This window comes from Bradyrhizobium sp. WSM2254 (assembly GCF_000472645.1).
In the GTDB taxonomy this organism is placed as follows: domain Bacteria; phylum Pseudomonadota; class Alphaproteobacteria; order Rhizobiales; family Xanthobacteraceae; genus Bradyrhizobium; species Bradyrhizobium niftali.
This window is the reverse complement of sequence record NZ_AXAB01000022.1, coordinates 48456-74566: the sequence shown is the minus strand read 5'-3', so window position 1 is coordinate 74566 and position 26111 is coordinate 48456. Positions and strand designations below refer to the sequence as shown.

General features: G+C 64.2%; 28 protein-coding genes. 15 read left to right on the top strand and 13 right to left on the bottom strand.

Annotated features, from left to right (window positions below):
- Nucleotides 1-133: 133 nt before the first annotated feature.
- Nucleotides 134-916 carry a LuxR C-terminal-related transcriptional regulator gene (locus A3M7_RS0116710; RefSeq protein ID WP_027544954.1) on the bottom strand — a complete coding sequence of 261 codons (783 nt, stop codon included), beginning with the start codon at nt 914-916 and terminating at the stop codon, nt 134-136.
- Nucleotides 917-1152: 236 nt separating this feature from the next.
- Nucleotides 1153-1359: a hypothetical protein gene (locus tag A3M7_RS48575; protein ID WP_156936899.1), complete on the bottom strand. Its 207-nt coding sequence runs from the start codon at nt 1357-1359 to the stop codon at nt 1153-1155.
- A 292-nt stretch (nt 1360-1651) separates the two neighbouring features.
- On the opposite strand from A3M7_RS48575, the gene A3M7_RS48570 reads away from it, so the two are divergent.
- Entirely contained in the window at nt 1652-1795 is a 144-nt protein-coding gene (locus A3M7_RS48570) for a hypothetical protein (protein ID WP_156936898.1), read from the top strand.
- Nucleotides 1796-1969: 174 nt separating this feature from the next.
- Here the strand turns inward: A3M7_RS48570 and A3M7_RS0116695 are convergent, their stop codons facing one another.
- From A3M7_RS0116695 to A3M7_RS0116675, 5 genes are all read right to left on the bottom strand, one after another.
- Nucleotides 1970-2239 (bottom strand): DUF3551 domain-containing protein, encoded by a 270-nt coding sequence (locus A3M7_RS0116695; protein ID WP_049823468.1) that lies wholly within the window; start codon nt 2237-2239, stop codon nt 1970-1972.
- A 601-nt stretch (nt 2240-2840) separates the two neighbouring features.
- Nucleotides 2841-5990 carry an efflux RND transporter permease subunit gene (locus A3M7_RS44325; RefSeq protein ID WP_049823467.1) on the bottom strand — a complete coding sequence of 1050 codons (3150 nt, stop codon included), beginning with the start codon at nt 5988-5990 and terminating at the stop codon, nt 2841-2843.
- Nucleotides 5987-7063 (bottom strand): efflux RND transporter periplasmic adaptor subunit, encoded by a 1077-nt coding sequence (locus tag A3M7_RS0116685; RefSeq protein WP_084302221.1) that lies wholly within the window; start codon nt 7061-7063, stop codon nt 5987-5989. The genes A3M7_RS44325 and A3M7_RS0116685 overlap by 4 nt, the downstream gene beginning before the upstream one ends.
- Nucleotides 7060-8187, bottom strand: coding sequence for an efflux RND transporter periplasmic adaptor subunit (locus A3M7_RS0116680; RefSeq protein ID WP_027544951.1), 1128 nt, complete (start codon nt 8185-8187; stop codon nt 7060-7062). The genes A3M7_RS0116685 and A3M7_RS0116680 overlap by 4 nt, the downstream gene beginning before the upstream one ends.
- A complete protein-coding gene (locus tag A3M7_RS0116675) occupies nt 8184-9056 on the bottom strand; it encodes a sensor histidine kinase (RefSeq protein WP_245284265.1) in 873 nt (290 codons plus the stop codon). Before A3M7_RS0116675 ends, A3M7_RS0116680 begins: the two co-directional genes overlap by 4 nt.
- Nucleotides 9057-9218: 162 nt before the next feature.
- Between A3M7_RS0116675 and A3M7_RS0116670 the strand changes: the two genes are divergently transcribed.
- On the top strand, nt 9219-9881 hold the full coding sequence (locus A3M7_RS0116670) for a TetR/AcrR family transcriptional regulator (protein WP_027544949.1): 663 nt from the start codon (nt 9219-9221) through the stop codon (nt 9879-9881).
- A gap of 17 nt (nt 9882-9898) precedes the next feature.
- Here A3M7_RS0116670 and A3M7_RS0116665 read toward each other — a convergent pair whose 3' ends face one another.
- The gene (locus A3M7_RS0116665) at nt 9899-10567 is read right to left on the bottom strand and encodes a TetR/AcrR family transcriptional regulator (protein ID WP_027544948.1); all 669 of its coding nucleotides are present in this window, start codon (nt 10565-10567) and stop codon (nt 9899-9901) included.
- Between the two features lie 8 nt (nt 10568-10575).
- Nucleotides 10576-10932, bottom strand: a complete 357-nt coding sequence (locus A3M7_RS0116660) for a hypothetical protein (RefSeq protein WP_245284264.1) — start codon at nt 10930-10932, stop codon at nt 10576-10578.
- Between the two features lie 550 nt (nt 10933-11482).
- On the opposite strand from A3M7_RS0116660, the gene A3M7_RS0116650 reads away from it, so the two are divergent.
- The 8 genes from A3M7_RS0116650 (at nt 11483) to A3M7_RS0116615 (ending at nt 16304) form a co-directional block, all read left to right on the top strand.
- A complete protein-coding gene (locus A3M7_RS0116650) occupies nt 11483-11689 on the top strand; it encodes a hypothetical protein (RefSeq protein WP_027544946.1) in 207 nt (68 codons plus the stop codon).
- Nucleotides 11686-11844 (top strand): hypothetical protein, encoded by a 159-nt coding sequence (locus tag A3M7_RS49665; RefSeq protein WP_198033754.1) that lies wholly within the window; start codon nt 11686-11688, stop codon nt 11842-11844. The genes A3M7_RS0116650 and A3M7_RS49665 overlap by 4 nt, the downstream gene beginning before the upstream one ends.
- Before the next feature lie 18 nt (nt 11845-11862).
- Nucleotides 11863-12081, top strand: a complete 219-nt coding sequence (locus tag A3M7_RS0116640; protein ID WP_027544945.1) for a hypothetical protein — start codon at nt 11863-11865, stop codon at nt 12079-12081.
- A 40-nt stretch (nt 12082-12121) separates the two neighbouring features.
- A complete protein-coding gene (locus A3M7_RS49660; RefSeq protein WP_049823464.1) occupies nt 12122-12655 on the top strand; it encodes a hypothetical protein in 534 nt (177 codons plus the stop codon).
- A 10-nt stretch (nt 12656-12665) separates the two neighbouring features.
- The gene (locus A3M7_RS49655) at nt 12666-13292 is read left to right on the top strand and encodes a PepSY domain-containing protein (RefSeq protein ID WP_245284263.1); all 627 of its coding nucleotides are present in this window, start codon (nt 12666-12668) and stop codon (nt 13290-13292) included.
- A gap of 156 nt (nt 13293-13448) precedes the next feature.
- Nucleotides 13449-14618 (top strand): DUF3734 domain-containing protein, encoded by a 1170-nt coding sequence (locus tag A3M7_RS0116625; RefSeq protein WP_027544943.1) that lies wholly within the window; start codon nt 13449-13451, stop codon nt 14616-14618.
- A 28-nt stretch (nt 14619-14646) separates the two neighbouring features.
- Nucleotides 14647-15438: an acetoacetate decarboxylase gene (locus A3M7_RS0116620; protein ID WP_027544942.1), complete on the top strand. Its 792-nt coding sequence runs from the start codon at nt 14647-14649 to the stop codon at nt 15436-15438.
- An 80-nt stretch (nt 15439-15518) separates the two neighbouring features.
- The gene (locus A3M7_RS0116615; protein ID WP_049823463.1) at nt 15519-16304 is read left to right on the top strand and encodes a 3-hydroxybutyrate dehydrogenase; all 786 of its coding nucleotides are present in this window, start codon (nt 15519-15521) and stop codon (nt 16302-16304) included.
- Nucleotides 16305-16821: 517 nt separating this feature from the next.
- On the opposite strand, the gene A3M7_RS44310 is transcribed toward A3M7_RS0116615, so the two are convergent.
- From A3M7_RS44310 to A3M7_RS0116585, 4 genes are all read right to left on the bottom strand, one after another.
- Nucleotides 16822-17610 (bottom strand): Crp/Fnr family transcriptional regulator, encoded by a 789-nt coding sequence (locus tag A3M7_RS44310; protein ID WP_049823492.1) that lies wholly within the window; start codon nt 17608-17610, stop codon nt 16822-16824.
- A gap of 301 nt (nt 17611-17911) precedes the next feature.
- Nucleotides 17912-19120 carry an LLM class flavin-dependent oxidoreductase gene (locus tag A3M7_RS0116595; RefSeq protein ID WP_027544940.1) on the bottom strand — a complete coding sequence of 403 codons (1209 nt, stop codon included), beginning with the start codon at nt 19118-19120 and terminating at the stop codon, nt 17912-17914.
- A gap of 54 nt (nt 19121-19174) precedes the next feature.
- On the bottom strand, nt 19175-20413 hold the full coding sequence (locus A3M7_RS0116590) for an acyltransferase family protein (protein ID WP_027544939.1): 1239 nt from the start codon (nt 20411-20413) through the stop codon (nt 19175-19177).
- A gap of 89 nt (nt 20414-20502) precedes the next feature.
- Nucleotides 20503-21621 carry a helix-turn-helix domain-containing protein gene (locus A3M7_RS0116585; protein ID WP_027544938.1) on the bottom strand — a complete coding sequence of 373 codons (1119 nt, stop codon included), beginning with the start codon at nt 21619-21621 and terminating at the stop codon, nt 20503-20505.
- Between the two features lie 220 nt (nt 21622-21841).
- Between A3M7_RS0116585 and napE the strand changes: the two genes are divergently transcribed.
- From napE to A3M7_RS0116560, 5 genes are read left to right on the top strand one after another with little or no spacing between them, the layout of a single operon-like run.
- Nucleotides 21842-22027: a periplasmic nitrate reductase, NapE protein gene (gene napE / locus A3M7_RS0116580; protein WP_025575544.1), complete on the top strand. Its 186-nt coding sequence runs from the start codon at nt 21842-21844 to the stop codon at nt 22025-22027.
- Nucleotides 22028-22052: 25 nt separating this feature from the next.
- A complete protein-coding gene (locus tag A3M7_RS0116575; RefSeq protein ID WP_027544937.1) occupies nt 22053-22367 on the top strand; it encodes a chaperone NapD in 315 nt (104 codons plus the stop codon).
- A 17-nt stretch (nt 22368-22384) separates the two neighbouring features.
- Nucleotides 22385-24898, top strand: a complete 2514-nt coding sequence (napA, locus tag A3M7_RS0116570; RefSeq protein WP_027544936.1) for a nitrate reductase catalytic subunit NapA — start codon at nt 22385-22387, stop codon at nt 24896-24898.
- On the top strand, nt 24895-25365 hold the full coding sequence (locus tag A3M7_RS0116565; protein WP_027544935.1) for a nitrate reductase cytochrome c-type subunit: 471 nt from the start codon (nt 24895-24897) through the stop codon (nt 25363-25365). The genes napA and A3M7_RS0116565 overlap by 4 nt, the downstream gene beginning before the upstream one ends.
- The gene (locus tag A3M7_RS0116560; protein WP_027544934.1) at nt 25362-26015 is read left to right on the top strand and encodes a NapC/NirT family cytochrome c; all 654 of its coding nucleotides are present in this window, start codon (nt 25362-25364) and stop codon (nt 26013-26015) included. The genes A3M7_RS0116565 and A3M7_RS0116560 overlap by 4 nt, the downstream gene beginning before the upstream one ends.
- The last annotated feature ends 96 nt before the right edge of the window (nt 26016-26111 follow it).

The following is a 26111-nucleotide window of genomic DNA, read 5'->3' as shown; positions in this document are numbered from 1 at the left end:
TTCGAGTTAGTGGAGCGCGCAACTGCCAGCAAGCCCTCCCCTCGAAGTCTGAAATGGGTCAAAAAGGCGACGATCCCGGCGGGCGGGCCGCGTGTCCGCTTTGCTCTTGGAAGCCGGGGACGAAGAGTGCCCCTTAGTTCAGGCCGCTCGGGCCGGCGAGCAGGCGCAGCACGATCGCGAACAGCTCGCTCTGCGAGGAGATGCCGAGCCGCCCATAGGCGCGCTTGCGGTAGGTCAGTGTCGAATGCACGCTGATGCCGAGCGCCTGCGAGATCGCCTCGGAGCTGAAGCCTTCGAGGATGCGCCGGCAAACCTCCCGCTCGCGGGGCGTGAGGCTAGCGAGCGGCGTGCGCGTCGCGAACAGCGCGGCGAGCGACTGATCGGGCGTTGCACTGCGCTGAAAGTGGCGTGCGACGCTCGCCCCGATCGCAGGTGCGATCGCCCGGAGACGCTCGCGCTGGGCGTCGCTGAAGCGGCCCTGCGCGGCGACGCGATAGAAATTGACGTAGAAGCAGGTGTCGTCGACCCAGATCGCGGTCGCGCATTTGTCGACGATGCCGGAATCCTGGAAGAAGATTTTGCGGTAGCGCGCGCCATACATGCGCGGTGCGAAGGCCGGCAGCATGATCGACGCGCCGCCCTCGCCCTCGAACATCGCATCGCGATTGGGATCGGATTCGTGGAACTGTCCGGCATAGGCGGCGCCGAGGTCCGCGCCGATCGGGATGTTGCCGGCATCGAGCAGGCAGTGCGCGGCGCCCGCGCGGCTCAGCGAAAACACCATGCAATGGCCGACGGCCGCCTGCCGGCGCAGCGTCTCGATGAGCACTTCCGGAAAATCCGGCCGGCCGATGGCGAGCACCGCGGGCGTGACATCGCCAGCCGCTACATTCGAGGCCATCCCGTGGGCCCGCATCGTTATCCTCCGCCAAACGTCTTTTGGCGGAGAGTATCAGCAAGGGCGGCGTGCCGGAAGCTGGCCCTCACCATACCGCCTCCGGGTCCCGGCCCGGCGTCGCAGCGCTACGCCCCTTCGGCGAAGCGCCGCGGCATCACTCATTCGGGAAGTCCCGACGCACATCCCGATCCAGCTGCTTGTACGTGACCGCACCGCTCGGCAGGTCCATCAGCGAAAGGGATCTTGAAGCCTGATCACCGATCATTGTTGGGGACCCATTCCTCCGCGGCTGTGTCCCAATGATGGGTGTCGTCGAAGTGTTTCCAGGGTGGCCGCTTCGGCTTGCTTTCGCCCTTCTGCCGATTTGCATTCAGTGCACGGAGTTGGACGGCGAGCACCCCAACCTTCATCCCCCATTCGCGAGCGTTGTATCGGGAGTTCCATTTGATTGCTGCGAGCATTGGATGCCTCCTTCAAAGCAAGAAGCTTGCGCCACGTTAGCCCGGGCCGAGAACACGGGATGTAAGCTACTTCACAGTCGGCCAACATCTTCGACATAGCCGCGGGCGATCTCAGTGCACGGCGACCGGAACCTACGTTCGCTCGATATTCGGGCGCCGGGCATAGGTCATGTTGCCGCGCGATCAAAACGCGCGCGACGAAACGTAGCATTGTCCCTGTGCGCGAAGGCACGTCCTTTCGACAGAGCGTATTTTATCGCTGGTGGACGCCCGCTCAGATGGAGGCCAGCGCATGCTTGAGCTTTGGAACAGCTGGTACGACACCCTAGCCTCAGTGGAGGCGCTTGCCATGGTCATCGTCATTGTCCTGGTGGCTGCCGGCGCTATGACGCTGGCGGACAATCGGCGGCAAAAAACGCGTCCAGCAAAGCATTGATCCAGGGGAGTACACGCCCCACTCCGCCACCACCCATCCCGTGGGGCCGCATCGTTTCCTCCGTCGAAGCTCTTTTGGCGGACGATATCAGCAACAGGCCTTCTGCGGAAGGAAGCCGGCTACGCTTGGCGCGATAGCGCGCCAGAATGCATTCCGCCGGCTCTCGCCGACATGTCAGCGGTGCGGACGACCGTCCCGCTTCGGCGCATAGGCGTAGGATTGGCCCGATTGGGTCACGTAGGGATCGCGCGTGCACGAGCCACCACGCCCGGAGATCATGGCGAGGCACTGCTCCATCGTCTCGAATTCACACGACCGCATGCCGGACGACGCATCCTGGCGACAGAATGCGTAATCATGTGCCGCGACCGGCTCAGTTGGCTCAAGGCAGGCCGCACCTGCCAATACGACAATGCCCAGCGTGCCGGCGAGCATCTTTTTCATGTTGTTTTTCCATTGTTTTGGTTTCCGCACGGTATTCGCGGGATGAAGTCAGCCGTGCGCGAGATCGCGACGGCTAATTGCAGACAAGAACACGCCTGTATCGTCGGTAGACGTAGTAGCAATCGCCATCGGAAGAGGTGCCGCGCCCATAGGCGTAGCCGGCAGCGGCTCCAGCGTAAGCGCTAGCCGCATAGGCGGCGCCGCGATAGCCGTATCGGGCTTCACCGTAGCGGCCGTAGCCTCCGACGCGGTTGTAGGTCACCGATGTGGCACGCGCCGCGTTCGCCACCGCCGGTCCGCCCCGCCCGGCCCCTGCGAGGGCACCCCGCGGTGCAGCTCCGGCACCGAGACGAGGCGCCGGGCCGCCGAGGCCGGCACGTGGCGCACCGCCAGGTCCCATCGGAGGACGAGCTGCGAAGGCCGCAGGACCTCCGGCTGCCATCGGAGGCGGCCCGCCGGCCGCAATCGGCGGAGGCCCGGCCATCGGGGGCGGCGGAGGGAACTGCGCGAACGCTGCATTGGAAGACAACGTCATGATTGCGAGCGCTGCGGTAAGCGGCAGCATTGGAAGTATCTTGTGGGACATAGTCTTTTCTCCTGTTTAGATCTGTGTTTCGAGAACTGGCACGGGCTTGGATACGGAGATCGCCTCCGTGGCTGGCGTGTCGTGCGCAGGCGCGGCGGGCTCGTGCGTGGACGAGTGATCGTCGGGATCCGGGTGAATGCGAAACCAGGCCACATACAGTGCGGGCAGGAACAGCAGCGTCAGCAACGTGCCAACGATGATGCCGCCCATCATCGCGTAGGCCATCGGCCCCCAGAATATCTCGCGCGCGATCGGAATCAGCGCGAGGCTTGCCGCGGCCGCCGTCAATAGAATCGGCCGCATACGATGCTCGGTGGCTTCGACCACCGCGTCCCAGGCTGGTCGCCCCTCCTTCCTGAGATCCTCGATCTGCACGATCAGGATCACCGAATTTCGGACAAGGATGCCGATCAGGGCGAGCACGCCGAGGATGGCGACGAAGCCGAGCGGAGCACCGCTCGGCAGCAGCGCCATGACGACGCCGATCACGGCCAGCGGCGCGACCGCGAACACCAGGAACAGGCGATGGAAGCTCTGCAACTGGATCATCAGCACCGTGGCCATGACGAAGAGCATGAGCGGAACGACGGCGACGATCGGCGCCTGGCTCTTGGCGCTCTCCTCGACGGACCCGCCGATCTTCACCGAATAGCCGGCCGGTAGCTCCCTGGTGAATTCCGCGACTTTCGGCGCGAGCTGGTCCACGATCGTCTTGGGCTGCACGTTACCGACGATGCCGGCCTTCAACGTGATGGTGGGGATCCGCGCGCGCCGCCAGATCGTCGGCTGCTCGAGCTCGTAACGCAGATTGGCCACGGCACCGAGCGGCACGGATTGGCCGCCGAGCCCGGTCAATTGCAGGTCGCGCAGGGTGTCGATGGAGGCACGCTCCGGCGCCGTCGCACGTCCGGTGACATTGACGAGATAGATGCTGTCGCGCACCTGGGTAACCGGCGTGCCCTCGAGCACGGAGTTCAGGGTGGTGGCAATGTCCTCCGAGGTGACGCCGAGCTGGCGCGCCTTGTCCTGGAGAACGTCCACCTTGACGACGCGGGCCGGCTCCATCCAGTCGAACACGACATTGCCGAGATCGGGGCTGCTCCGCACGATGCCGGCAAGCTTCTGCGAGAGGTCTCGCACCTTCGCGATGTCGGGCCCGCTCAGGCGATACTGCACGGGACGCCCCACCGGGGGACCGACCTCGAGCAGCTTGACGTAGGTGTCAGTGCCGGGGAACGTCTTCTTCAGGTAGTCCTCGAACTGCGCCTTGACCTGGTCGCGGGCCTTGATGCCGCCCTTGGTCACGACCACCATCTGGCCGAACCAGGTGTTGGCGGTCTGCACGTCGAAGGACAGGACGAAGCGCGGCGAGCCGGTGCCGACATAGGACGACCAGTGGTCGACCGAATTGTTGCCCTGGAGCTGTTCGCGCTCGAAGCGCGCCATCTGCGCGTTGGTATCGGCAATGGATGCGTTCTGCGGCAAATTCCAGTCGACCACGAGCTCGGCGCGATCCGAGGACGGGAAGAATTGCTGTTGCACGAAATTCATGCCGAACAGCGCCAGCAGAAAGGCTGCAACCGTAACGCCGATCGTCATCCAGCGGCGATGCATGCAGAAGAGCAGGAGACGCGCGAACAACTGCGCTACGCGCCCCTTCTGCTCATGATGGCCCTTCATCCTGGCGGTCAGGATGGTGACGCCGAGCAAGGGCGTGAACAGCACCGCCACGATCCACGAGACGATCAGCGAGACGGCGATGACCACGAACAGCGTGAAGGTGAACTCGCCCGCATTGCTGCTGTTGAGCCCGATCGGAATGAAGCCGGCCACGGTCACCAGCGTCCCGGTCAGCATGGGAAAGGCGGTCGAGGTGTAGACGTGCGTTGCCGCCTTTTCCAGGGGATCGCCGACCTCGAGCCGCGCGACCATCATCTCGACGGCAATCATGGCATCATCGACCAGCAGGCCGAGTGCGATGATCAGGGCGCCCAGCGAAATTCGCTGCAGCGAAATGCCGGCATAGGCCATCACGACGAAGGTGATGGCGAGAACCAGCGGAATCGCGATCGCCACGACGAGGCCGGCGCGCATGCCCAGGCTGAGAAAGCTGATGCCGAGAACGATGATCACGGCCTCGAACAGCGCCTCGGTGAAGCCGGACACGGCATGCTCGACAACGACGGGCTGATCGGCGACGAGGTGAACGCCGACGCCGACCGGCAAGTCGGCAGTAATTCTCGACATCTCCTCCTTCAGCGCCTCGCCGAAGTGCAGCAGATTCGCACCGGACTTCATGCCGATGGCAAGGGCGATCGCCGGCTCCCCGTTATACCTGAACAGGGTCCTGGCCGGATCGGCATAACCGCGCTTGACGGTTGCGACGTCGGTCAGGGGAAAGAAGCGGTCGTTGATGCGCAGATTGACCGCCTTCAGACTTGCCTCTGACGTGAACTGGCCGTTCACGCGTACGCTGATCCGCTCAGGCCCCTCCTGGAATACGCCGGATGGGGCAACCGCATTCTGCCCCTGCAAGGAGCTCATGATCGCGTGAACGTCGAGGCCAAGGGCCGCGATCTTGCGGGTGGAGAATTCGAGATAGATCACCTCGTCCTGCGCGCCCAGGATGTCCACCTTGCCGACATCGGGCACAGTCAGGACCTTGGCACGGATGTCCTCCACATGATCGCGCAGCTGACGTTGGCTCAGGCCGTCGCTGGTGAAGGCATAGATGTTGCCGAACACGTCGCCGAAGCGATCGTTGAAACCGGGCCCGATCACCCCTTGCGGGAAGTCGCCCTTGATATCCGCGATCATGTTGCGAACACGAATCCAGGTCGGCTTCACGTCGGCAGCCTTGGTGCTGTCGCGCAGATAGACGAAGACGGTGGTCTGGCCCGCAACCGTCACGCTCTTGGTGTAATCGAGCGACTCCAGCTCCTCGAGCTTCTTCTCGATCCGGTCGGTGATCTGGCGCGTCATCTCCTCGGGCGACGCACCCGGCCACTGCGCCTGGACGACCATGGTCTTGATGGTGAAGTCGGGGTCTTCCTGCCGTCCCAGCTGGAGATAGGCAAAAAGACCCGCCGCCATGAAGGCGATCATGAAATACCAGACGAGCGAGCGATGACCGAGCGCCCAGTCGGAGAGATTGAACGACTTCATGGCTGCTGATCCTGTTCGATGCGGACTTGCTGTCCTTGCTTGAGACTGTGGACCCCGGCGGTGACGACGCGTGCGCCAGGAGCAAGTCCACCGGTGACGCGCGCCCCGGTTTGGCCAGCCACCACATCGATCCTTTGCAGCGACACCGTGCTGGCGGGCTGATTGACGATCCAGACGAAATTGGCGCCATCCCTGGCGAGCAGCGCCGACGCAGGCAGTTGGAGAACCGGGCCTTGCTGCCTGCCGAGCTTCGCCGTGACGGTCGCGCCGAGCCGGAAGCTGTCGGGCGGATTGCCGAGTGCAATGCGGACCCGCCGCAGGCGCGTTACCGGATCGGCTTGCGGCGCAATCTCGCGAACGCTGCCTTCCACCTGAACCGCCGGCAGGAGCTGCAGGCTGACCGTGAACGCCAGACCGACCTCCAGCGGCAGCGGAAAGTCCGGTCCGATATCGACGACCGCTTCGCGGATATCGGGCCTTGCGATCGTCACCACACTTTGCCCGGGCGACACCACCTGGCCGACGTCCGCACCGACTGCAGTGACCACGCCGGCGAAGTCGGCCCTGATCTGCGAATAGCCGAGCTGCTCGACCGCCTTGGTCAGATTTGCCTGTTCGCGCGCGACCGTCGCTTCGGCGCCGGCACGCGCCTGCTCGGCGTTATCCAGCGTCTGCCTTGTGGTGGCGTCGGTGGCAATGAGCGTTCGCTGCCGTTCCTCGGTCGCGCGAGCGGTCGCGAACTGCGCCTCGGCCTTGGCAAGCTGACCTTTGGCCGCACGAACGGCGAGCTCGAGGGCGGTCGAGTCAATCGTTCCGACCGTCTGTCCTTCATTCACGAGATCACCGACGTAGACGGGACGCGTGATCAGACGTCCCAGCACGCGGAAGCCAAGATTGGTCTTGTAGCGCGGCTCGATAACGCCCACCGCAACGGCATCGTCCGCGTGGTCCGCTGCGAGAAGCAGCGACTGGACGGGCCGCACGGCCTCGGGCGCCTTTGTCTCCTGCTGGCATCCGGCAAGCGCGAGCGCGCATGCAAGCGGCCCCGCCACGATCATTGCGCGACCCGTCACGAGGGTTCTCCTTCATAAGTCACGGGCTGGCCCACGCTCAAGAGCTTGCCGCCATCGACGACGACGCGCTCGCCCGGATCCAGACCTGCCTTGATCAATACTTCTCCGGCCTCGTAGCCACCGACTGTCACCGGCTTCAGCGAGGCGGTCCGCGTCACCGGGTCGACGGTCCAGACCGCAGGGCTGGTGCCCGCCGCCATCAATGCACGCCAAGGCAACGCGATCTGCCGCTCGGCCGTCACTCTCACAGTCCCCGCGACGGGGCTTCCAAGCGTCATCGCGGCAGGCGGGTCCTTGATCGCTACCTTGACCCGAATGGTCGAGCTCCTGGCGTCGACGGCCGGCGAAACCTCCCGAACCTCGCCGCTTGCAGTCACGGTCGCATCGGAGATCAGCATCAACGAAACGCTGCTTCGGTCGGCAGTTCCGAGGAAAATGGACTCATAGACGTCAAAGACGACGTCCCGCTCCCCGTCCTGCGCCAGCGAAAATACCGGCTGGGCAGCCTGTACGACCTGACCGGATTCCAGACTGCGTGCGGTGACGACGCCGTCGGCTTCGGCTCGCAGCGCGGTATAGCCGAGAACGTCCTTCGCGGTTCCGAGCTGCGCTCTTGCCGCTTCAAGCACACCTTCGGTGGTTCGCAACCCTTCCTGCGCCTGGTCGTAGGCCGTGCGCGTGGTGAAGCCGCTTGCGATCAGCGCCTTCTGCCGATCGAAAGTCGTCTTTGCCACGCGCAGTTGGGATTCTGCGGCGAGAACGGCGGCGGTGGCGGCGTCGACATCGGCCTCCTGCTCGGCCGGGTCGAGAATGGCCAGCACTTCGCCGGCCTTCACGTGGGTCCCGACATCGACATAGCGCGCGAGGACGCGCCCGCTGACGCGGAACGAGAGATCCGCCCGAAAGCGGGCCTGCACCTCACCGGTCAAGGTAAGCGAGGATTGCCGATCCCTCGGCTGCACGATTTCCGTACGCACGACAGCGGCGCGCGCGGAAGGAACGGTGGCGTGATCGTCGCAGCCGCCGAGCGCAGCAGCAATAAGCGCGAGGGCCACGCCGCCGAGAGGCCTCAGCAAGCGCTCGGTTCGACCGATTTTGGAGAGGTTCGAATAGCGCGGTTTCATAGCGCGTCCGTGTGGTGAGAGGGTGACAGGAGATTGCCCAGGACGTCCGGGCCCGTGCCGAGCGTGGCCCGTTGGTTCGGACGCGCCCGCAAGGGACGCTCGATCTGCTCCGAGAGGCCGGAGCCGGGCGTCACGGACGCGTTGGTCTTCAGCCGGCGCGGCGACCTCATGCGGCGCGTCGCCATCGACCAGCTTGCCTGCCGCTCCCGCTCGCTCAGGTGAAACGAGACCACGACGGATGTGAACTCGGCAGCGAAGCCGTGCTCGATCCGTCCGCCGAGCCCCCTCGCAAGGTCATTGCCAATCTGGAATTCCCGGCCCAAGGCCCGTGCCGGCCGTGAGCCGTTGTCCAGCACCACGCAGTTCGCGACCGAGCCGATGCGCGACAGCTTGACCTTGATCTCGCCGGAGCGCGCATCGAAATACGCATGCTTCGCGGCGTTGACGATGAGGTCGTGGACGATCAGGCCAAGCCGTCCGCACCGTTCTGGCTGAAGCGGGAGAGACTCGGTGGTGAGCGTCAGCCGGATCCCCATTCGGTCCAGAAAGGACTGGCGCATGGCGCAGCCCAGCCTGCGAATGTAAGTCGCGGCATCGATGAGGACATCGCCCTCGGGCATGGCCAGCACCCGATGCAGCTCCGCATGTCCGTGCAGCAGCTCGACAACGTCGCTCAAGGCGGCCTTGGCTTCCGCTCCGTCGGCGCGGATGACCGCGGCCGAGACCAGATCGATGGCCGAGGCGATCCCTTTATCGACCCTGTGATGCAACTCGCGCAGCAGGATGCCGTGGTGTGGGCGGTCCGGGTCGGGGCACGACATATTCACTTTCACTCTCTCCTGAGGTCGACCGGACGATCGCTGGGCCAAGGTTTGCGGCCTCGACTGTCCGGGAGGTGCCGCCGCTGGTTCCGATGGACGTCGCGGCGATTAAATAAACTATACCGTATATTTTCTTTTTGTTGCCTTTTCCCGCCCGCCATGTCAAGTGCGATCTGCGCGCGCACAGACTCGTGACTGGAGGATCGACGGATGACCAAGAAGAGCACCCCGAAACGGGGCAGACCGCCCAAGGACCTTGCCGGCGACGTCCAGGTCCGGATCCTTGATGCGGCCCAGCAGCTTTTTCTCGAGAAGGGCTATCGTAGTGCCAGCATCGACGACATCTCCGAGCTGGCGCCGGCGAGCAAGCCGACCATCTACGCGCACTTCCCCGGCAAGGAGGCACTGTTCGCGGCGGTGGTGGCCCGCACCATCAGCAGGCTGACGGATTTCGAAGGCATCGAGCCCGAGGGCCGCACCCTTCATGACAAGCTCTCGAACCTCGGCACCACCATCGTGGAAAATCTCATCGAGGAATCGTTGGGCATGGTTCGCGCCACGATCGCCGAAGCGCAGCGTTTTCCCGAGTTGAGCCGCAACGTCCACGACGCCGCGCGCGATCGCTCCGTCAATGCCGTTTCCCAACTCTTGAATGAAACGACGCAGAAGCTGGTGCGCGCTCCCAAGGGGCCCTTCAGCGGCAAGCGTAGCCTTGCCACCGCTCAGATCTTCCTGGATCTGATCCTGTTGCCGATGCTGTTTCGTTCGCTGGTCGGGGAGACACCGAAGGAGCTGAGACGGGAGCTGCCGTCCTTCATGCGCGAACGTGTCGGCTTCTTCCTTGCGGCCTGTGAGGCAGACTGGACGCCGTGAGCCATCGAGTGCCGGGCTTAGCAGGTGGATTTATGGAGCAAGCCGGCCTGAACGTTGATGAGTTGAGGAGGCGCCGGGCCAGCGAACGCCGCGTTGCCAAGCGCCCCCGCGCAAAAGCGCATCATCTCGTCGAACGCCGGCCGAAGCGCGGTCGCCTTGATACGGGAGGGATTGAGGTAAGCATCCATCGCGTCCAGCAGACAGCAGGCGAGCGCCATCGGGCTCCCGCCGCGGAACTCCCCGCTCACCTGCCCCGCCGCGATGATCGACCGCACGACGCCGCGAAGCCGATCCGCATGAGACAGGCTGGCCAGCCAGTTCGCCTGTCCCGCGGCCACCACCAGTTCGTGCAAGCGGGCATCGTTTGCCAGCCGGTCTTCATGCACCCGGGAGATCGCACGGAACGCTGCATTGAGGCGCTCCAGGCCCGAGCGGCCGCTTCGCGCTGCACTTGCGGCCGCCGCCGACACCTCCTCGAGCAGCTCCGTCACGACGGCCTCTTCGAGCGCTCGGCGGGAGGGATAGAACCGGTAGAGATTTGCGGGGGACATTGCTGCGTCGCGAGCGACGTCGGCAACCGTGGTCTTTCGGTACCCGATCTCCCGGTACAAGCGGATTGCAGCCTGCACAATTCGTTCACGCGTGCACGACAATCCAACCTGGCGGGTCGTCTGCGCCTCTGGCATGCTCGGCCTCACCGCAACGGAATCGCGTGCATTTCACGCCGACAGGCCTCGCCGAATTCACGCAACGGATCCATCTCCTCCAGGAAGCCCGGCAGGTCGACGAACGACGTGTTCGGCGCGAGGTAGGTCTCGATGATCAGCCGGCCTGCCCGCTCTGCGGCATGGACCACCTCATCGTCGGACAGAATCCGCATGCGCCCGATGAGCGCATACAAGTTCACCAATGCCGGGATCTCGGATTTGTCGCTGGTGAGCGCGTCCGCGTAAAGTCGGGACGCCTCCTCGATGAAGCTTCGATAGAGCTTTTCACGCTTCGACGTCGCGTGCGCGTGATGGCGCTCGCGGAGTCTGCGGCGCCGGCTCATCCATCCCGTCACGATCGTGGAAATCGCGCCGAAGGCCGAACCTCCGAACGCGGCGAAAGCAGGAGCATATATTGTGTTCATACGATCGTTCCTCATTCCTGGCGTCGCGCTATCGGCGCGATCCCACGGTCCTGACCGGAACCGCGGCGTCTGCGTGGTCGAACACGGCCCTGCAAGCTTCGTTCAAGTCCGACTTTCTTTGCCGGAGACAGGCTTCCACATTGGTGGGATCGGGGATGTAGCCCGCGCACAGGCGAAACGCGTCAGACGTGCACGCCGCTCTCTGCTCAGCTGTGCCGCGGTCCTCCTGCGCGAATGCAGCCGTGCCCAAAGCAACGAGCCCCAGCACTGCGAGCACCAACCGGTTCTTCAACATATCGAATCCTTTCTCAGGTTGAGGCATCTGCTTTCAAGGGGACCCTTGGCCTCGTTCCGAAGTCTCCCTCGTCCGATCAGGACGAACACGGGCTTGTGAGTCTCGGCTCTTGACACATCCCGCGATCCGCGCTGTATATGAAATATACGGTGTAGTTTATTTAGGAGACCGAAGATGTCAAGCCTGTTCCTGGCGCTCGTGCGGGAAAATCCCTGGCCCGGGATTGCCGTCGCGTCGCTCAATCTGATGGTGGCCGTGTCGCTGGTGGGCGTGAGCCTGCTGCTGGGTCTCACCATTTCGGTGCTCGCCTGGGTGCACGCGCTCGCCGGCGGCGCAGCCGCGCCGGTGCGGCATGCGGCAAGCCGGAGGAGCCTCGCATGACGTCGGGGCTGTTGCTTGCGCGCAATTGCATCATCTGCTGGGTCACGGTGTGGCTCGCGCCGGTCGAACCCATCTTCGACGCGATCGAATCCGAACTCGTCCGCAGAGGCGTCGCGCTTGAAGGCGTCGAGCCCCCTTCCCCGCCCGCCGCGTGAGCATCCTGGACGTTCGACATGCTCAACTTCATCGAAGTGTTCGACGTCATGGACGTGGAGCCGGCCACCGGCTCTTCGGTCTGGAGCGGACTCACCGGCACGCGAGCGGCCCTCGAGCGCGACGGGCACATGATCGACCCGAAGGCGATGGCCTATTGCCCGATCGAATGGCTCGACGAGCGCGGCTATCTCGACGCCGAACGCGCGTCCCGGCACCCGCGGCCCACGAGCTTCTGAAAATGAGACGGAATCATTTCATGCCTGGGAGCTGGCGGCCGTGAGCAGGAAGTCTGTGCTGTCGCGTGCGCGCGCCGTCGTCGAGCCCGAGCTACCCCTGCGGGCGTATTTTCTCTCGGTGGGAGGCGCGCTGCTACTGCTGCTTCTGGCGGCCGACTGGGTGTTGCCCGCTCCTTCGCCGAGCCGGCTCTTGGACTCGCATTCCGCGTTGCCGCCGATCCGGATTCACTCAGATCGGAGGGGACCCGAAGCGGCCGTCATCGACACCAGCGGGTTCGGACAGCGTCCGGCGCCTGCCGAGCACGATATCGCGCAGGCGCAGTTGCCGGAGACTGAAGTCGGCGACGCCGTTGTGCGTGACGATGACGGCAACCCGGCGGCGGCCGATCTACGCGTTCGCGAAAGCCTGGCCCAGTTACAGCCCGCCGTTCATGATCAAGCAGGGCGGGGCGGAAGGCTACATGAGATCACGGCGCGACGTCGCAAGCTCGCTCCGGCGCGGGCTCGAAAGTTGTGGCGATCTGCTCGGCATCCGGGCTTCCAGATCAGCCGGTACGCCTTCGTGCCGAACTAGTCCACCGATCATGAAGAACACCACAGGATTATGCGCGATGCCAAGGAAGCAGCTGTTTGCCCTGATCGTTTGTTCCGCGGCCCTCGCCGGCACCGGTGCTCTGGCCGGTGTCACGCAGGTCCCTGCCGACGCCGAACAGCAAAGCGCGACCGCGCAGGGCAACGTCGAGGAGGCAGCCATTCGCCGCGTGCTGGAGCAGTTCCACACCACGAAGGTCCCGATCGGACAGGCCATGGCGATTGCGGAGGGTCTGCACGATGGATCGAGGACCGCAGACATCAGCTTCGAGATATCCGGTCCGCCGGTCTACCGCGTGCGCACGATCAAGAACGAGCGGGTCTTTGAGAATGTCATAGATGCGAACACCGGAAGGGTATCGCAAACGGAGATCGCGTCATCGCTCAAGGAACTCGATCGCGCGGACCTCGCCAAAATCATCGCCCTGAAGTGGATCAAGCAGGAGTTGTCGGACGCGGTGCGGGTCGCGGAAAGCGCGGCGGACGGACGGGCGCTCGCTGGCGGGTTGGTGAAACAGGATGGCAAGCTCAACTTCGTGGTCGTCATCGCTACCAGCGATCGCCTGAAGGAAGTGATGCTCGAGCCACCCAAGGTCGGACAGCGGTCAACTCAGCACTAACCACGAGCGTGACGACGCGCCACTGAAGCACGATCTCGTGAGTTGCGCATTAGTGCACAATATATACACTACACCGTATAGTTTGTTTTAGCGAACGGTCATCGAGGCTTCCGCAATGCCGGCTCGATCATCCCACACCCGAGAGCAAGACCAGTCATGAATTTCCAGCCCCGATCACACCTGCCGGCCACCCAAGGGCGGCTGCCATTCGATTGCATAGCCCTGTTGTTGCAAGGCGGCGGCGCTCTCGGCGCCTACCAGGCGGGGGTGTACGAGGCGCTGGCGGAAGCTGGCATCCACCCCGATTGGGTTGCCGGCATTTCCATCGGCGCGATCAATGCCGCGATCATCGCGGGCAACCCGGCCGAGTCGCGTGTTGATCGGCTGCGCGATTTCTGGACGGGGGTAACTTCGACTGCACCTTGGGACTGGGCCGGAAACCCATTTCTCGATGCGCGCAACGAGAATGCGCGCAATATCCTCAACCAGATGAGCGCGGGCCTTGCCGCGGCATGCGGCGCAAACGGGTTCTTCTCCGCGCGCCCCCTCCTGCCATGGCTCCACGCCGGCGGCACGACAGAAGCCACCAGCTTCTACGACACCGGCGCGTTGAAGAGCACGCTGGAGCGCCTGATTGACTTCGATCGCATCAACGCGGGGATGACGCGGTTCAGTGCAGGAGCAGTCAACGTGAGAACGGGCAATTTCGTCTATTTCGACAACAGCACCCACACGATTCGCCCAGAGCACATCATGGCAAGCGGCGCGCTGCCACCGGGCTTTCCCGCCGTGGAGATCGAGGGCGAGCATTACTGGGACGGCGGCCTTGTCTCCAATACGCCGCTGCAATGGGTGATCGATGGGGGTGTGCCGCAGGACATGTTGGCGTTTCAGGTCGATCTCTGGAACGCCAAGGGGCAGCTTCCGGGCAATCTGCCCGAGGTCGTCACGCGTCAGAAGGAAATTCAATATTCCAGTCGCACGCGCGCGAGCACCGACCAGTTCAAGCACGTGCAGCGCCTGCGACGTGCGCTCACGACGCTCCTGGACCGGATTCCCGAAGAACTCAGGGAGCACGAGGATGTGAAGCTCCTGAACACCGCGGTGTCTCCCAACGTCTACAACATCGTTCACCTGATCTATCGGGCTCGCAACCACGAAGGCCACTCCAAGGACTACGAGTTCTCCCGCCTTTCGATGCAAGACCATTGGCGCGCCGGCTACCACGATGCGCTTCGCACCTTGCGTCATCCCGAGGTGCTCGCACGCCCGGTCACCCCGGACGGAGTTTTCACATTCGATCTGGAGCACGATGGCCGTGAATAGAGCGCTGATTTGATGCACGGAGAACCCCATGCGTGAGAACGATGTGCGCAAGCGCGCCTTTGCGATGCCGCTCACCAGCCCGGCCTATCCGCCAGGCCCCTACCGGTTTGTGGATCGCGAGTACCTGATCATCACCTATCGCACCGACCCGGCAAGGCTGCGCGCTGTGGTGCCCGAACCGCTGGAACTCGATGACCGCAACCCGCTCGTCAAGTATGAATTCATCCGCATGCCGGATTCGAATGGCTTCGGCGACTACACGGAAAGCGGCCAGGTCATTCCGGTCTCGTTCCGTGGCCACACGGGCGGCTACAACCACTGCATGTTCCTCAACGACGAAGGACCGATTGCCGCGGGACGCGAGCTCTGGGGCTTTCCGAAAAAGCTCGGCCAGCCGACATTGCGGACCGAGATCGACACGCTGATCGGTACGCTCGACTACGGGCCCTTGCGGGTGGCGACGGGCACGATGGGCTACAAGCACCGCGAAGCCGATCTTGGCCAGGTCAAGGCCGCGCTCGAGGAGCCGAATTTTCTGCTCAAGATCATCCCGCATGTCGATGGCAGCCCGCGCATCTGCGAGCTCGTTGAATATCGCCTCGAGCAGATCGCGTTGAAGGGCGCCTGGACCGGACCCGCGGCTCTCTCCCTGACACCGCACGCCTTGGCGCCGGTCGCTGATCTGCCCGTTCTGGAGATCGTCTCGGCGCTTCACATCCGTGCAGACCTCACGCTGGGACTTGGCAGAGTGGCCCATGACTATCTGCAAGAGCCAGCGCGACGTCCGTTCCGGGCTTCAGAACGAAGTCTGGTCACCTGATCGGAAATCCACAAAACCAACTGGCGCGTGAACCGCGAGGCTTCGCCAGCTGGCGCAACACACGGAGCAAAGTGACTGAGATGGTTATTAAGGGCAAAACTGCGATCGTGACCGGCTCGACGAGCGGCATCGGCCTCGCATGTGCGCGTGCCTTCGCAGGTGCCGGCGCAAACATCGTGCTAAACGGAATGGGCGAGGCGGCCGATGTCGAGAAGGAGCGCTTGGCAATCGAAAGCGAGTTCGCCGTCAAGGCGATCTATTCGCCCGCGGACATGGCGAAGCCAAGCGAAATCGCCGGGCTGATCGCGCTGGGTGAAGCGACGTTCGGGGCTGTGGATATCCTCGTCAACAATGCCGGCGTCCAGCACGTCTCTCCAATCGAAGAGTTTCCGATCGAGAAATGGGATGCGGTCATCGCCGTCAATCTATCCGCCGCATTCCATGCAATCCGTGCGGCTGTGCCGGGCATGAAGAAGCGTGGCTGGGGCCGGATCATCACGACGGCTTCGGCGCATTCGCGTGTAGCTTCGCCGTTCAAGTCAGCCTACGTCGCAGCCAAGCACGGGATCGCCGGCCTGACCAAGACCGTCGCGCTGGAGCTTGCGCGTTCGAAGATCACCTGCAACTGCATCAGCCCCGGGTATGTTTGGACCCCGCTGGTGGAAAAGCAGATCCCGAACACGATGAATGCACGCAAGATGAGGAGAGATGAGGTCATCAGCGACGTGCTGCTCGCGGCCCAACCCACCAAGGAATTTGTCACTGTCGAACAGGTGGCTTCGCTCGCACTTTTTCTGTGCAGTGACGAGGCCGCGCAGATCACCGGCGCCAATCTCGCGATCGATGGCGGCTGGACGGCAGCGTAGGCTTGCGGCGGTCGACTCATGGCTGTCCGCGCAGTGAGGCGATCCGCGCGCGCAACACGGAAAGTGCACGACATGGCATCAGACGCAATCGACGGTGACATCGACGAATCCAGCGGCCTGGCCGTCCAGCATATCGCCGTGCGCGGACGCACTCTGCAGCATGGTATGAGAAATGGCAGGCCACTTGATCTTGGCGGAGACCGGAAAATGTCAGTCGCTCTGCGCAAGTGCGAGCACGCGTTCAACGAGGACGTATTGCCGCCTCATGCCAAGGTGGCAGAGCCACTCGAGTTCTACGCTGCGCCCAAGTTGGATAACCCGTCCCGCAGTCTCAAGGACGCGATAGGCAAGACGGGGTCTGGCCCAGTTGCGGCCCGCCGTTCACGATCAAGCAGGGCGGAGGAGCCCGCATGAGATCGCGGCGCGACGGCGCAAGCTCACACTAGTGCGGAGGACGCCGAACCGTCCAGAGTGAGTCCTCATGAACGGGGCGCGGCGGACCTCATATGCGCCCTGACTACCGCGCGGTTGTTTCCGGGAATGGCGCAAGGGCAGGCTGCGGCGCCGACAATTCCTGGCAATACATCCGATCGATCTTGTCCTGCATGAGCGCATAACAATCGCATGCAACGCGCTCGAGCCGCACCCGGTCGATCTCGACAAACCCGCGCCGGTCGGACGGGACGGCGCCGGCCGCGCGCAGCTTGCTCATGGTCAGCGTCGCTGTTGTCCGCCGCACTCCAAGCAACTGCGCAAGCGCCTCCTGCGTCACCGGGAGGAGATCGTTGGGAACGCGGTCGTGGAGCTGCAGGAGCCACCGCGCCATGCGGCCATCCACAAGGTGCAGCGCGTTGCAGGCCGCAACGTGCTGGAGCTGCAGCAGCAACGCGCGGACGTGGACCTGCACGACATTCCTGATGGCCTCGCTTCGCGCATAGGCAGCCCGAAACCTGGCGGCGGAGATTTGCGATGCCGTGCCGGCCACGCGAGCAACCGCGGTCACGGATGAAAGCGACGGGCCGAGCGCGGAGAACGAGGCCAAAGCGCCTTCCCGTCCGATCAACGTGGTTGCAACCGTTTGCCCGTCCGGCATATCGAGCATGAAGGCGATTGCCCCGCTGTGGGGAAAGTAAACCGGGTCGAGCTCATCGCCCGACCGCACCAGGACGGTATCGGGCTCGAACGAAACCTTCTGGAAGTGGGGCGTCAGCAAGCCGAGATCCGCCGGCGGCAACGCTGCCAGCAACCGATTGCCGACGCCAGTGCGGGGGACGGTCGCGATGCTTTCCGGTGCACGAGCCGTCATGAACAACGGTATCCACTTCTCTTATTCACTACGATGACCCGAAATTCGAGTTGGCGAACGCAAGTATCCAAACAGAGCCCTTGGGGGAGATCAAGCACGGACTATCCCGGTCCCAACCGGCATTCTTCCGCGCAAACAGGATCTTGAACGCATCATACGGTTAACGGTCTTTTGCAACCGAAGGATTTAGATGAGCTGATCGATCAGCAGGGGTTGCGCCAGCGCGCGGGAGTGGGCGATTAGCCCCATGCGAAGGCCCCGCGCCGCCAATAGAGGCATGGCCGACGTCAAACGTACACCCCTATCCCGCGGCCGCCACCTTCGCCGGGGCGACGTTGACGGCGAGCTTGCCGTAACGGTCGGTGAAGGCCTGGGTGTCGATCTCCTCGAGCTTGATCTCGCCGCTCATGACGCCCCTCTTCCACGCCGCCTGCGCCGGATCGTTCTGGAACTCCGGCATCACCTCGCGGCCGAACAATTCGAGCGATTCACAGATGTGCTCGTGGCTGTTCTTGCCGGCCTGGTTGAGCAGGATCACCTGGTCGATATGCGAGCTCTGGAAGCGCTTGAGCTTCCTGCGGATCGTCTCCGGCGAGCCGATCAGGCCGCCGCGCAGCGCGGCCTCCTGGGCCTCGGGATTGTCGCGCTTCCACTTGTTGTACTCGTCCCACATGTTGACGGTGTAGGGCGCGGGCCGCTGGCGGTTCTGCGCGGCGCCGTAGAAGCGCAGCGCGAACTGGAAGAAGGTGGCGCCGTCGGCGCGGGCGCGGGCCTCTTCATCCGTCTTCGCGCACATGAAGAACGACACCAGCGCCATGTTCGGGTTGATCTCGTAGTCGGCAAGCTTGTGCAGCCGCTTGGTCATGGCGTTGTAATAGGCGTGCACCCAGGCATGGGCGGCGTCGGCGCTGACAAACTGGAAGCCGAGCGCGCCAAAACCGTGGCGGCCGGCGCGCTCGATGGTCGGCAGCTGCGAGCAGGCCATCCACAGCGGCGGATGCGGCTTCTGCACCGGCTTCGGCACGACGTTGCGCAAGGGGATGTCGAAATACTTGCCGTGGTGCTCGCTGCCCGCGTCCCTGAACATCGGAAAGATTGCGGCGACGGCCTCCTCGAACACCTCCTTCTTGGTCTCCATGTCGCGGCCGAACGGTTCGAGCTCGGTGATGGAGGCGCTCTCGCCCATGCCGAATTCGCAGCGGCCGTTGGAGAGCAGGTCGAGCACCGCGACGCGCTCGGCAACGCGCGCGGGATGGTTGGTGGTGAGCTGGAGGATGCCGTGGCCGAGCCGGATGTTCTTCGTGCGCTGGCTCGCCGCGGCCAGGAACGATTCCGGCGAGGGCGAGTGCGAATATTCCTCGAGGAAGTGATGCTCGACGACCCAGGCATGGTCGTAGCCAAGCTTGTCGGCGAGTTCCATCTGCGAGAGTGCGTTCTGGTAGAGCTTGAGCTCGTCGCCCACCACCCAGGGCCGCGGCAGTTGCAGCTCATAGAAGATGCCGAACTTCATGACGCCTCCCGCTTATTTTTGTTGCGGGCATCTTAATGAGCGGGGCGGCGCTGTCTACGCAGTCGCAATTCCGCCTTGCGGGAGAACACGCCGCACGGCGCGGCGGCCATTCAGGATCGCACCAATGAAGGTGAAGCGCACCAGCCAATGATAGCTTGCCAGCATCGCCGGAATTGCGACGACGACAATGACGGCAAACTTGATCAGCCCGGGCCAGTCGAGTTGCGACAGCACGACCTGCAGCGCCATCACGATCGGCATGTGGATCAGATAGAGCCAGTAGGACGCATCGGCGAGGTAGCGCCAGATCGGGCTGAAGCCGGACATGAAGCGAAGCGCGAGACCGATGGCCGCGAAGGTCGAGATCCAGATCGCCGGTGCATAGAGGATCGCGGAGACAAGCCTGAGCGTGGCAGCGCTGAAGGGCAGTTTCGGCGCACCCGGCACGGACAGGATCACACCCGAGAGCACGAAGCTGACCAGGATCAGCACGACCGCAAGCAGGAGATGCGGGAGCCAGCGTCGCTCGAGCAGCCGGAGCAGATCGACCTGCCGATGCAACAGCCAGCCGACCCCGAAGGCGGTGCCGAAGCCGATCCAGGCCTGCGCGTTGGTGATGAGCGACTGATCCGGGGTCCTCACCCCCATCACGTTGATCCAGCGCTGGTCGAGACAGAAAGCGATGCCGATCGGGAGCGCCAGAAGCAGGGGGGCCAGCGGGCTTCGCACGATGCCAGCGAAGACACGGTCAACGACCGCTCGCCAAGTACCTGTTGCATCGAGCCAGACGACGGCGCCGCGCAGCAGCAGCGTCGCGACGTAGAGCTCCAGCAGCACATAGAGGAACCAGAGATGCGTCAGGGGGAAATTCGGCAGCACCGGCGGCCAATTGCGCATGCCGGGAGTCGGACCGCCGTTGGGAAAGCCGGAAGCCCAGATGACCACCAGAGCCATCGGCGTAAACACGATCGGCCAGCCGATCACGAACGGGAGCCCGATCCGCTGCAACCTGTCCCTGACAAAGCCCCAGCTCCCCCGGCGATGGAAACTCATGCGGGCAAAGAAACCGGCCATCAGGAAGAAGGTCGTCATCCGGAAGACGTGGATGGTGAAGGTCAGCAGGCCCAGGAGGAGGCTTGGATGGGTGTCCTGGATGAACCAGAACCGGGGCGTGGCGGGCACGAACGACATTGCCGCGTGCAGGACGATGCCGAGCAGCAAGGCGCCGCCCCTGAGCGCATCAAGGGCGTGCAATCGTTCCGATGCGGGGGCGGCGGCGGTCGAATGGGACATAGACGGGGCTCGTGCTGGCTGGTGAGGGGTTTCTCGCCGGACAGTCTGCCCAATCGGGGCGCGGCCCTCTCGCCCGATCCAAAAATCGGCTAGCCGATTTCTCGGCGCGGCTGGCTGATCCCGGGATCGCAGTCGGTTTCCGGCCGGGTCAGCGCCTCGCGCCGAAATTCGGTCGGGGTCACGCCGGTCTCGGCCTTGAAGGCGCGGTTGAACGGTCCGATCGACTGGAAGCCTGCATCCATGGCGATGGTCAGCACCGGGACCTCCCGTTGCGTCACATCGGACAGCGCCAGCTTGGCATCCTCGATGCGATAGCGATTGAGGAACGCGTTGAAGTTTCGATAACCCAACCCTTCGTTGATGGCCTGGCGGAGCCGGTGCTCGGGAACGTCGAGCCGAGCCGCGAGCGCCCCGATCGCAAGACCTTCCTGCCGGTAGGTTCGATCCACGGTCATCAGATGGTCGAGACGCCGGAGCAGGATCGGATCGACGACGACCCGGCTCGTGGGAGCACGATCGGCCCCGCGCGCATCGCCGGATGCGATTGCCGCCGTGGCGTCGTTGACGGCGGCGGCCGGCTGGGTGGCGAAAGCACCCAATCCGGCGAGCATCGCCACCGCAAACAGGCCGAACGCGGTCGGGAGACTGCCGGGCGCGCCGGGAACTGCGACAGGAATTGCGGCGAAGCCGGCGACGGCGACGGCCGCGATGAGCACGACGTTGATCGCAAGCATCGCCAGCCGCAGTCGGCGGCGCCGCGCGACCAGATCGGCCCGCCAGGTCTTGACCGTCTGAACCGCGGCAGCGAGGGCCAGCACCAGGGTGGCCAGCGCCAGGACTCGCCCGCCTGCGCCAGCCAAAGCGGGCCAGTGCGCCCAGCTCAGCGTGATCGCAAACCCATAGGCCACGATGCTCAGCCAAAGGGCGCCGTGCCACCGCTTCAGCACGAAATCGTCGTCTAACGCCGCGCGCGCCCACAGCCAAAATACGGCGGGCTGGGCGGACAGGATCGGCAACGTCCACCACCAAGCCATTTTGGGGAAGTTGGGCGCGGTCACAATCGCATAGAATACGCCGCCTGCGCACATCGCGATGCCCAGCAAAACCTGTTGGCCGGTCGCACGACGCAGCAATGCGATGAGAATGATCAGCAGGAACACGCCGCTCGTCGCACCGCGCAGCCCAAGATCGATGGCCGTGAGCCCCATCCCGTTCACACCCTGGGAACCCCATTCGAGAGTTCAACTCTCGCATCGCCTTCGCGCGTGCACAACCCAAACTTGCGGCTTTGGCCACTGCTGCGGTCCCCGCTGCAAGTCGATGAATTGATCCAGATCAACGCGTTAACGGCTCGAACGTATCTAAGGTGCGGCAAGGCAACGGCCCGGATGCCGTCCCGATTCCCATACCATTTCGAAGAGACCGAATATGTCGGCCCCTGACGACACGACTGGGCGCGTGCGCCGTAAGCGCATGGAAATTTTCGCCTTCCTGTTCCTGACCGCGATCGTGATGCCCGTCCTCGCGGTTGGGACCGTCGGCTCTTACGGGCTCGGCGTCTGGATCTACCAGATGTTCGCCGGCCCTCCGGGCCCACCGCCCTCCCCGCATTGATCCCCTCAAGCGAAAGACAGGCATCATGGCCCACGCCCCACTCAACCGCCGCGCATTGATCACCGGCCGGGTGCTCACCGCCGACCGCGTCGTCGCGCCGCCAGGCTGCGAGATCGCCAGCATCATCGTGCAGGCGCGTCCCGAGCGCCTGGATGAGCTGGAAGCCGAGATCACCGCGCTGCCCGGCTGCGAGATTCACGGCCGCGATCCGCGCGGCAAGCTCGTCGTCGTGACCGAAGCGCCGGATGCCGGCAGCCTCGGCACCCTGCTCAACACCATCCAGTCGCTGCCGAACGTCTATTCCGCGGCGCTGGTCTTCCACGCCATCGAAACCGCCTAAGGGCCGGGAGAGCCATCATGACATCGCCGAAGCTCGACCGCCGCCAGATGCTGAAGCTCGAGGCCGCCGCGATCGCGGCCGCTGCCGCTGGGCTCCCGGCACCGGCGCTCGCCGCCAATCTCGTCGCCGAGCGCGACAACAGCGAACTGAAATGGGACAAGGCCGCCTGCCGCTTCTGCGGCACCGGCTGCTCCGTGATGGTCGCGACCAAGGACAACCGCGTCGTCGCCACCCACGGCGACATCAAGGCCGAAGTCAACCGCGGCCTCAACTGCGTCAAGGGCTACTTCCTCTCCAAGATCATGTACGGCCACGACCGCCTGACGCAGCCGATGCTGCGTAAGACAGGCGGCAAGTACGACAAGAACGGCGAGTTCACGCCAATCAGCTGGACCGAAGCCTTCGACATCATGGAGGTGAAGTGGAAGGAAGCCTTCAAGAAGCGTGGGCCCAACGGCGTCGCCATGTTCGGCTCCGGCCAGTGGACGATCTGGGAAGGCTACGCCGCATCAAAGCTGTTCAAGGCCGGCTTCCGTACCAACAACATCGACCCCAATGCGCGGCACTGCATGGCCTCCGCCGTCGCCGGCATGATGCGCACCTTCGGCATCGACGAGCCGGCCGGCTGCTATGACGACATCGAGGCCACCGACGCCTTCGTGCTGTGGGGCTCCAACATGGCGGAGATGCACCCCATCCTGTGGACGCGCCTCGCCGACCGCCGGCTGTCCGCGCCGCATGTCCGCGTCGCCGTGCTCTCGACCTTCGAGCACCGCTCGTTCGACCTCGCCGACATCGGCATGGTGTTCAAGCCGCAGACCGACCTCTACATCCTCAACGCCATCGCCAACCACATCATCAAGACCGGTCGGGTCAACAAGGATTTTGTTGCCGCGCATACGATCTTCCGGCGCGGCCAGACCGACATCGGCTATGGGCTGCGGCCCGAGCATCCGCTGCAGAAGAAGGCGACGGGCGCGGCGAAGGCCAACGACTCCACCGACATGAGCTACGACGAGTACGTCAAGTTCGTCTCGGACTACACGCTGGAGAAGGCAGCCGAGATGTCCGGCGTACCGATGAACCGGCTGGAGGCGCTCGCCGAGCTCTACGCGGATCCGAAGACAAAAGTGGTCTCGTTCTGGACCATGGGCTTCAACCAGCACACCCGCGGCGTCTGGTGCAACAACCTCGTCTACAACATCCATCTGTTGACCGGAAAGATCTCCTCGCCCGGCAACAGCCCGTTCTCGCTGACCGGCCAGCCCTCGGCCTGCGGCACCGCGCGCGAGGTCGGCACCTTCTCGCACCGCCTGCCTGCCGACATGGTCGTCACCAACAAGGAACACCGCACCAAGACCGAGCATCTCTGGCTGCTGCCCGAAGGCACCATTCCCGACAAGAACGGCGCCCACGCCGTGCTGCAAAGCCGGATGCTGAAGGACGGCCTGATCAACGCCTATTGGGTGCAGGTCAACAACAACCTCCAGGCCGGTCCCAACGCCAACGAGGAGACCTATCCGGGCTTCCGCAACCCCGACAATTTCATCGTGGTCTCGGACGCCTATCCGTCGGTGACGGCGCTGGCCGCCGATTTGATCCTGCCGACCGCGATGTGGGTGGAGAAGGAAGGCGCCTACGGCAATGCCGAGCGGCGCACGCAGTTCTGGCACCAGCTCGTCAACGCGCCCGGCGAGGCCAGGTCCGATCTCTGGCAGCTCATGGAGTTCTCAAAGCGCTTCAAGATCGAGGAGGTCTGGCCGGAGGAGCTGATCGCCAAGAAGCCTGAGGTTCGCGGCAAGACGTTGTTCGACGTGCTCTACAAGAACGGCCAGGTCGACAAGTTTCCGACCTCGGAGATCGAGGAAGGCTACGCCAACGCGGAATCCAAGGCATTCGGCTTCTACGTGCAGAAGGGTCTCTTTGAAGAGTACGCCTCGTTCGGCCGCGGCCATGGCCACGACCTCGCGCCGTTCGAGGCCTATCACCGCGAGCGTGGGCTGCGCTGGCCCGTCGTCAACGGCCAGGAAACCAAATGGCGTTTCCGCGAGGGCAGCGATCCCTACGTCAAGCAGGGCACCGACGTGCAGTTCTACGGCTATCCCGACGGCAAGGCGCGGATCTTCGCCCTGCCTTACGAGCCGCCGGCGGAATCGCCCGACAGCGAATATCCGTTCTGGCTCTCGACCGGCCGCGTGCTGGAGCACTGGCACTCCGGCACCATGACGCGCCGCGTGCCCGAGCTCTACAAGGCGTTCCCCGAGGCGGTGTGCTTCATGCATCCCGACGATGCGTCGGAAGCCAAGCTCCGGCGCGGCGACGAGGTGAAGGTGGAATCCCGTCGCGGTTTCATCCGCGCCCGCGTCGAGACGCGCGGCCGCGACCGGCCGCCGCGTGGCCTCGTGTTCGTGCCGTGGTTCGACGAATCCAAGATGATCAACAAGGTGACGCTGGACGCCACCGATCCGATCTCGCTGCAGACCGACTACAAGAAATGCGCCGTGCGCATCGAGCGGGTGAACCTGTCATGATGAAACGATTTGGCATAGCCCTGCTCGCGGTCGCGATCGCCGCGGGCGCGAGCTCTCTGACCGCGCAGACGGTGACGTCGGGCCTGCGCGGCCCGGCCCCGCTCAATGACGAGGGCCCGGCGCCGCCGATGCTGCCGAACCGCAACACGTCCGAGCGGGAGGTGCGCAATTATCCGGAGCAGCCGCCGGTGATCCCGCACACGATCGACGGCTATCAGATCGACCTCAACGGCAACAAATGCCTGTCCTGCCACGCGCGGGCGCGCACCGCGGAATCGCAGGCGCCGATGGTCTCGATCACGCATTTCATGGACCGCGACGGCCAGTTCCTGGCCTCGATCTCGCCGCGGCGCTTCTTCTGCACGGAATGCCACGTGCCGCAGAACACCGCCACGCCGCCCGTCAGCAACGACTTCACCGACATCGACACGCTGCTGTCGCGCGCAAGCCCCGGTGGCCGCCGATGACGACGGCCGCTGACGAGCCCAAGGGAAAGGTGGAAGCCAAGCGTAGCTTTATCCTGCGCTGCTGGGACTTCGCGGGCGAGCTCTGGCAGGTGCTGATCCGGCCGAGCTCGGTGTTCGGGCTCGGCGTGCTGGTGCTCGCGGGCTTTGCGGCCGGCGTGATCTTCTGGGGCGGCTTCAACACCGCGCTGGAACTGACCAACACCGAGAAGTTCTGCACCAGCTGCCACGAGATGAAGGACAACGTCTATGCCGAGCTGAAGTCGACCATCCACTTCAGCAACCGCTCCGGCGTGCGCGCGACCTGCCCGGACTGCCACGTGCCGCACAACTGGACCGACAAGATCGCGCGCAAGATGCAGGCCTCCAAGGAAGTCTGGGGCAAGATTTTTGGCACCATCGACACCCGCGAGAAATTCCTCGATCACCGGCTCGAACTCGCCGCACATGAATGGGCGCGTTTCAAGGCCAATGATTCCCTGGAATGCCGCAACTGCCACAGCGCCGATTCCATGGACATCACGAAGCAGTCGCCGCGGGCTTCGGTGGCGCACCAGCGCTTCCTGTTCACGGGGGAGAAGACCTGCATCGACTGCCACAAGGGCATCGCCCACCATCTGCCCGACATGCGCGGCGTTCCCGGCTGGCAGTAGGGGCAGTTGTACGCTATTTGGGCGCCAACGCCTCCACGGCGTCATGGCCGGGCTTGACCCGGCCATCCACGCCTGGCCACGCGGCACGAAGAACGT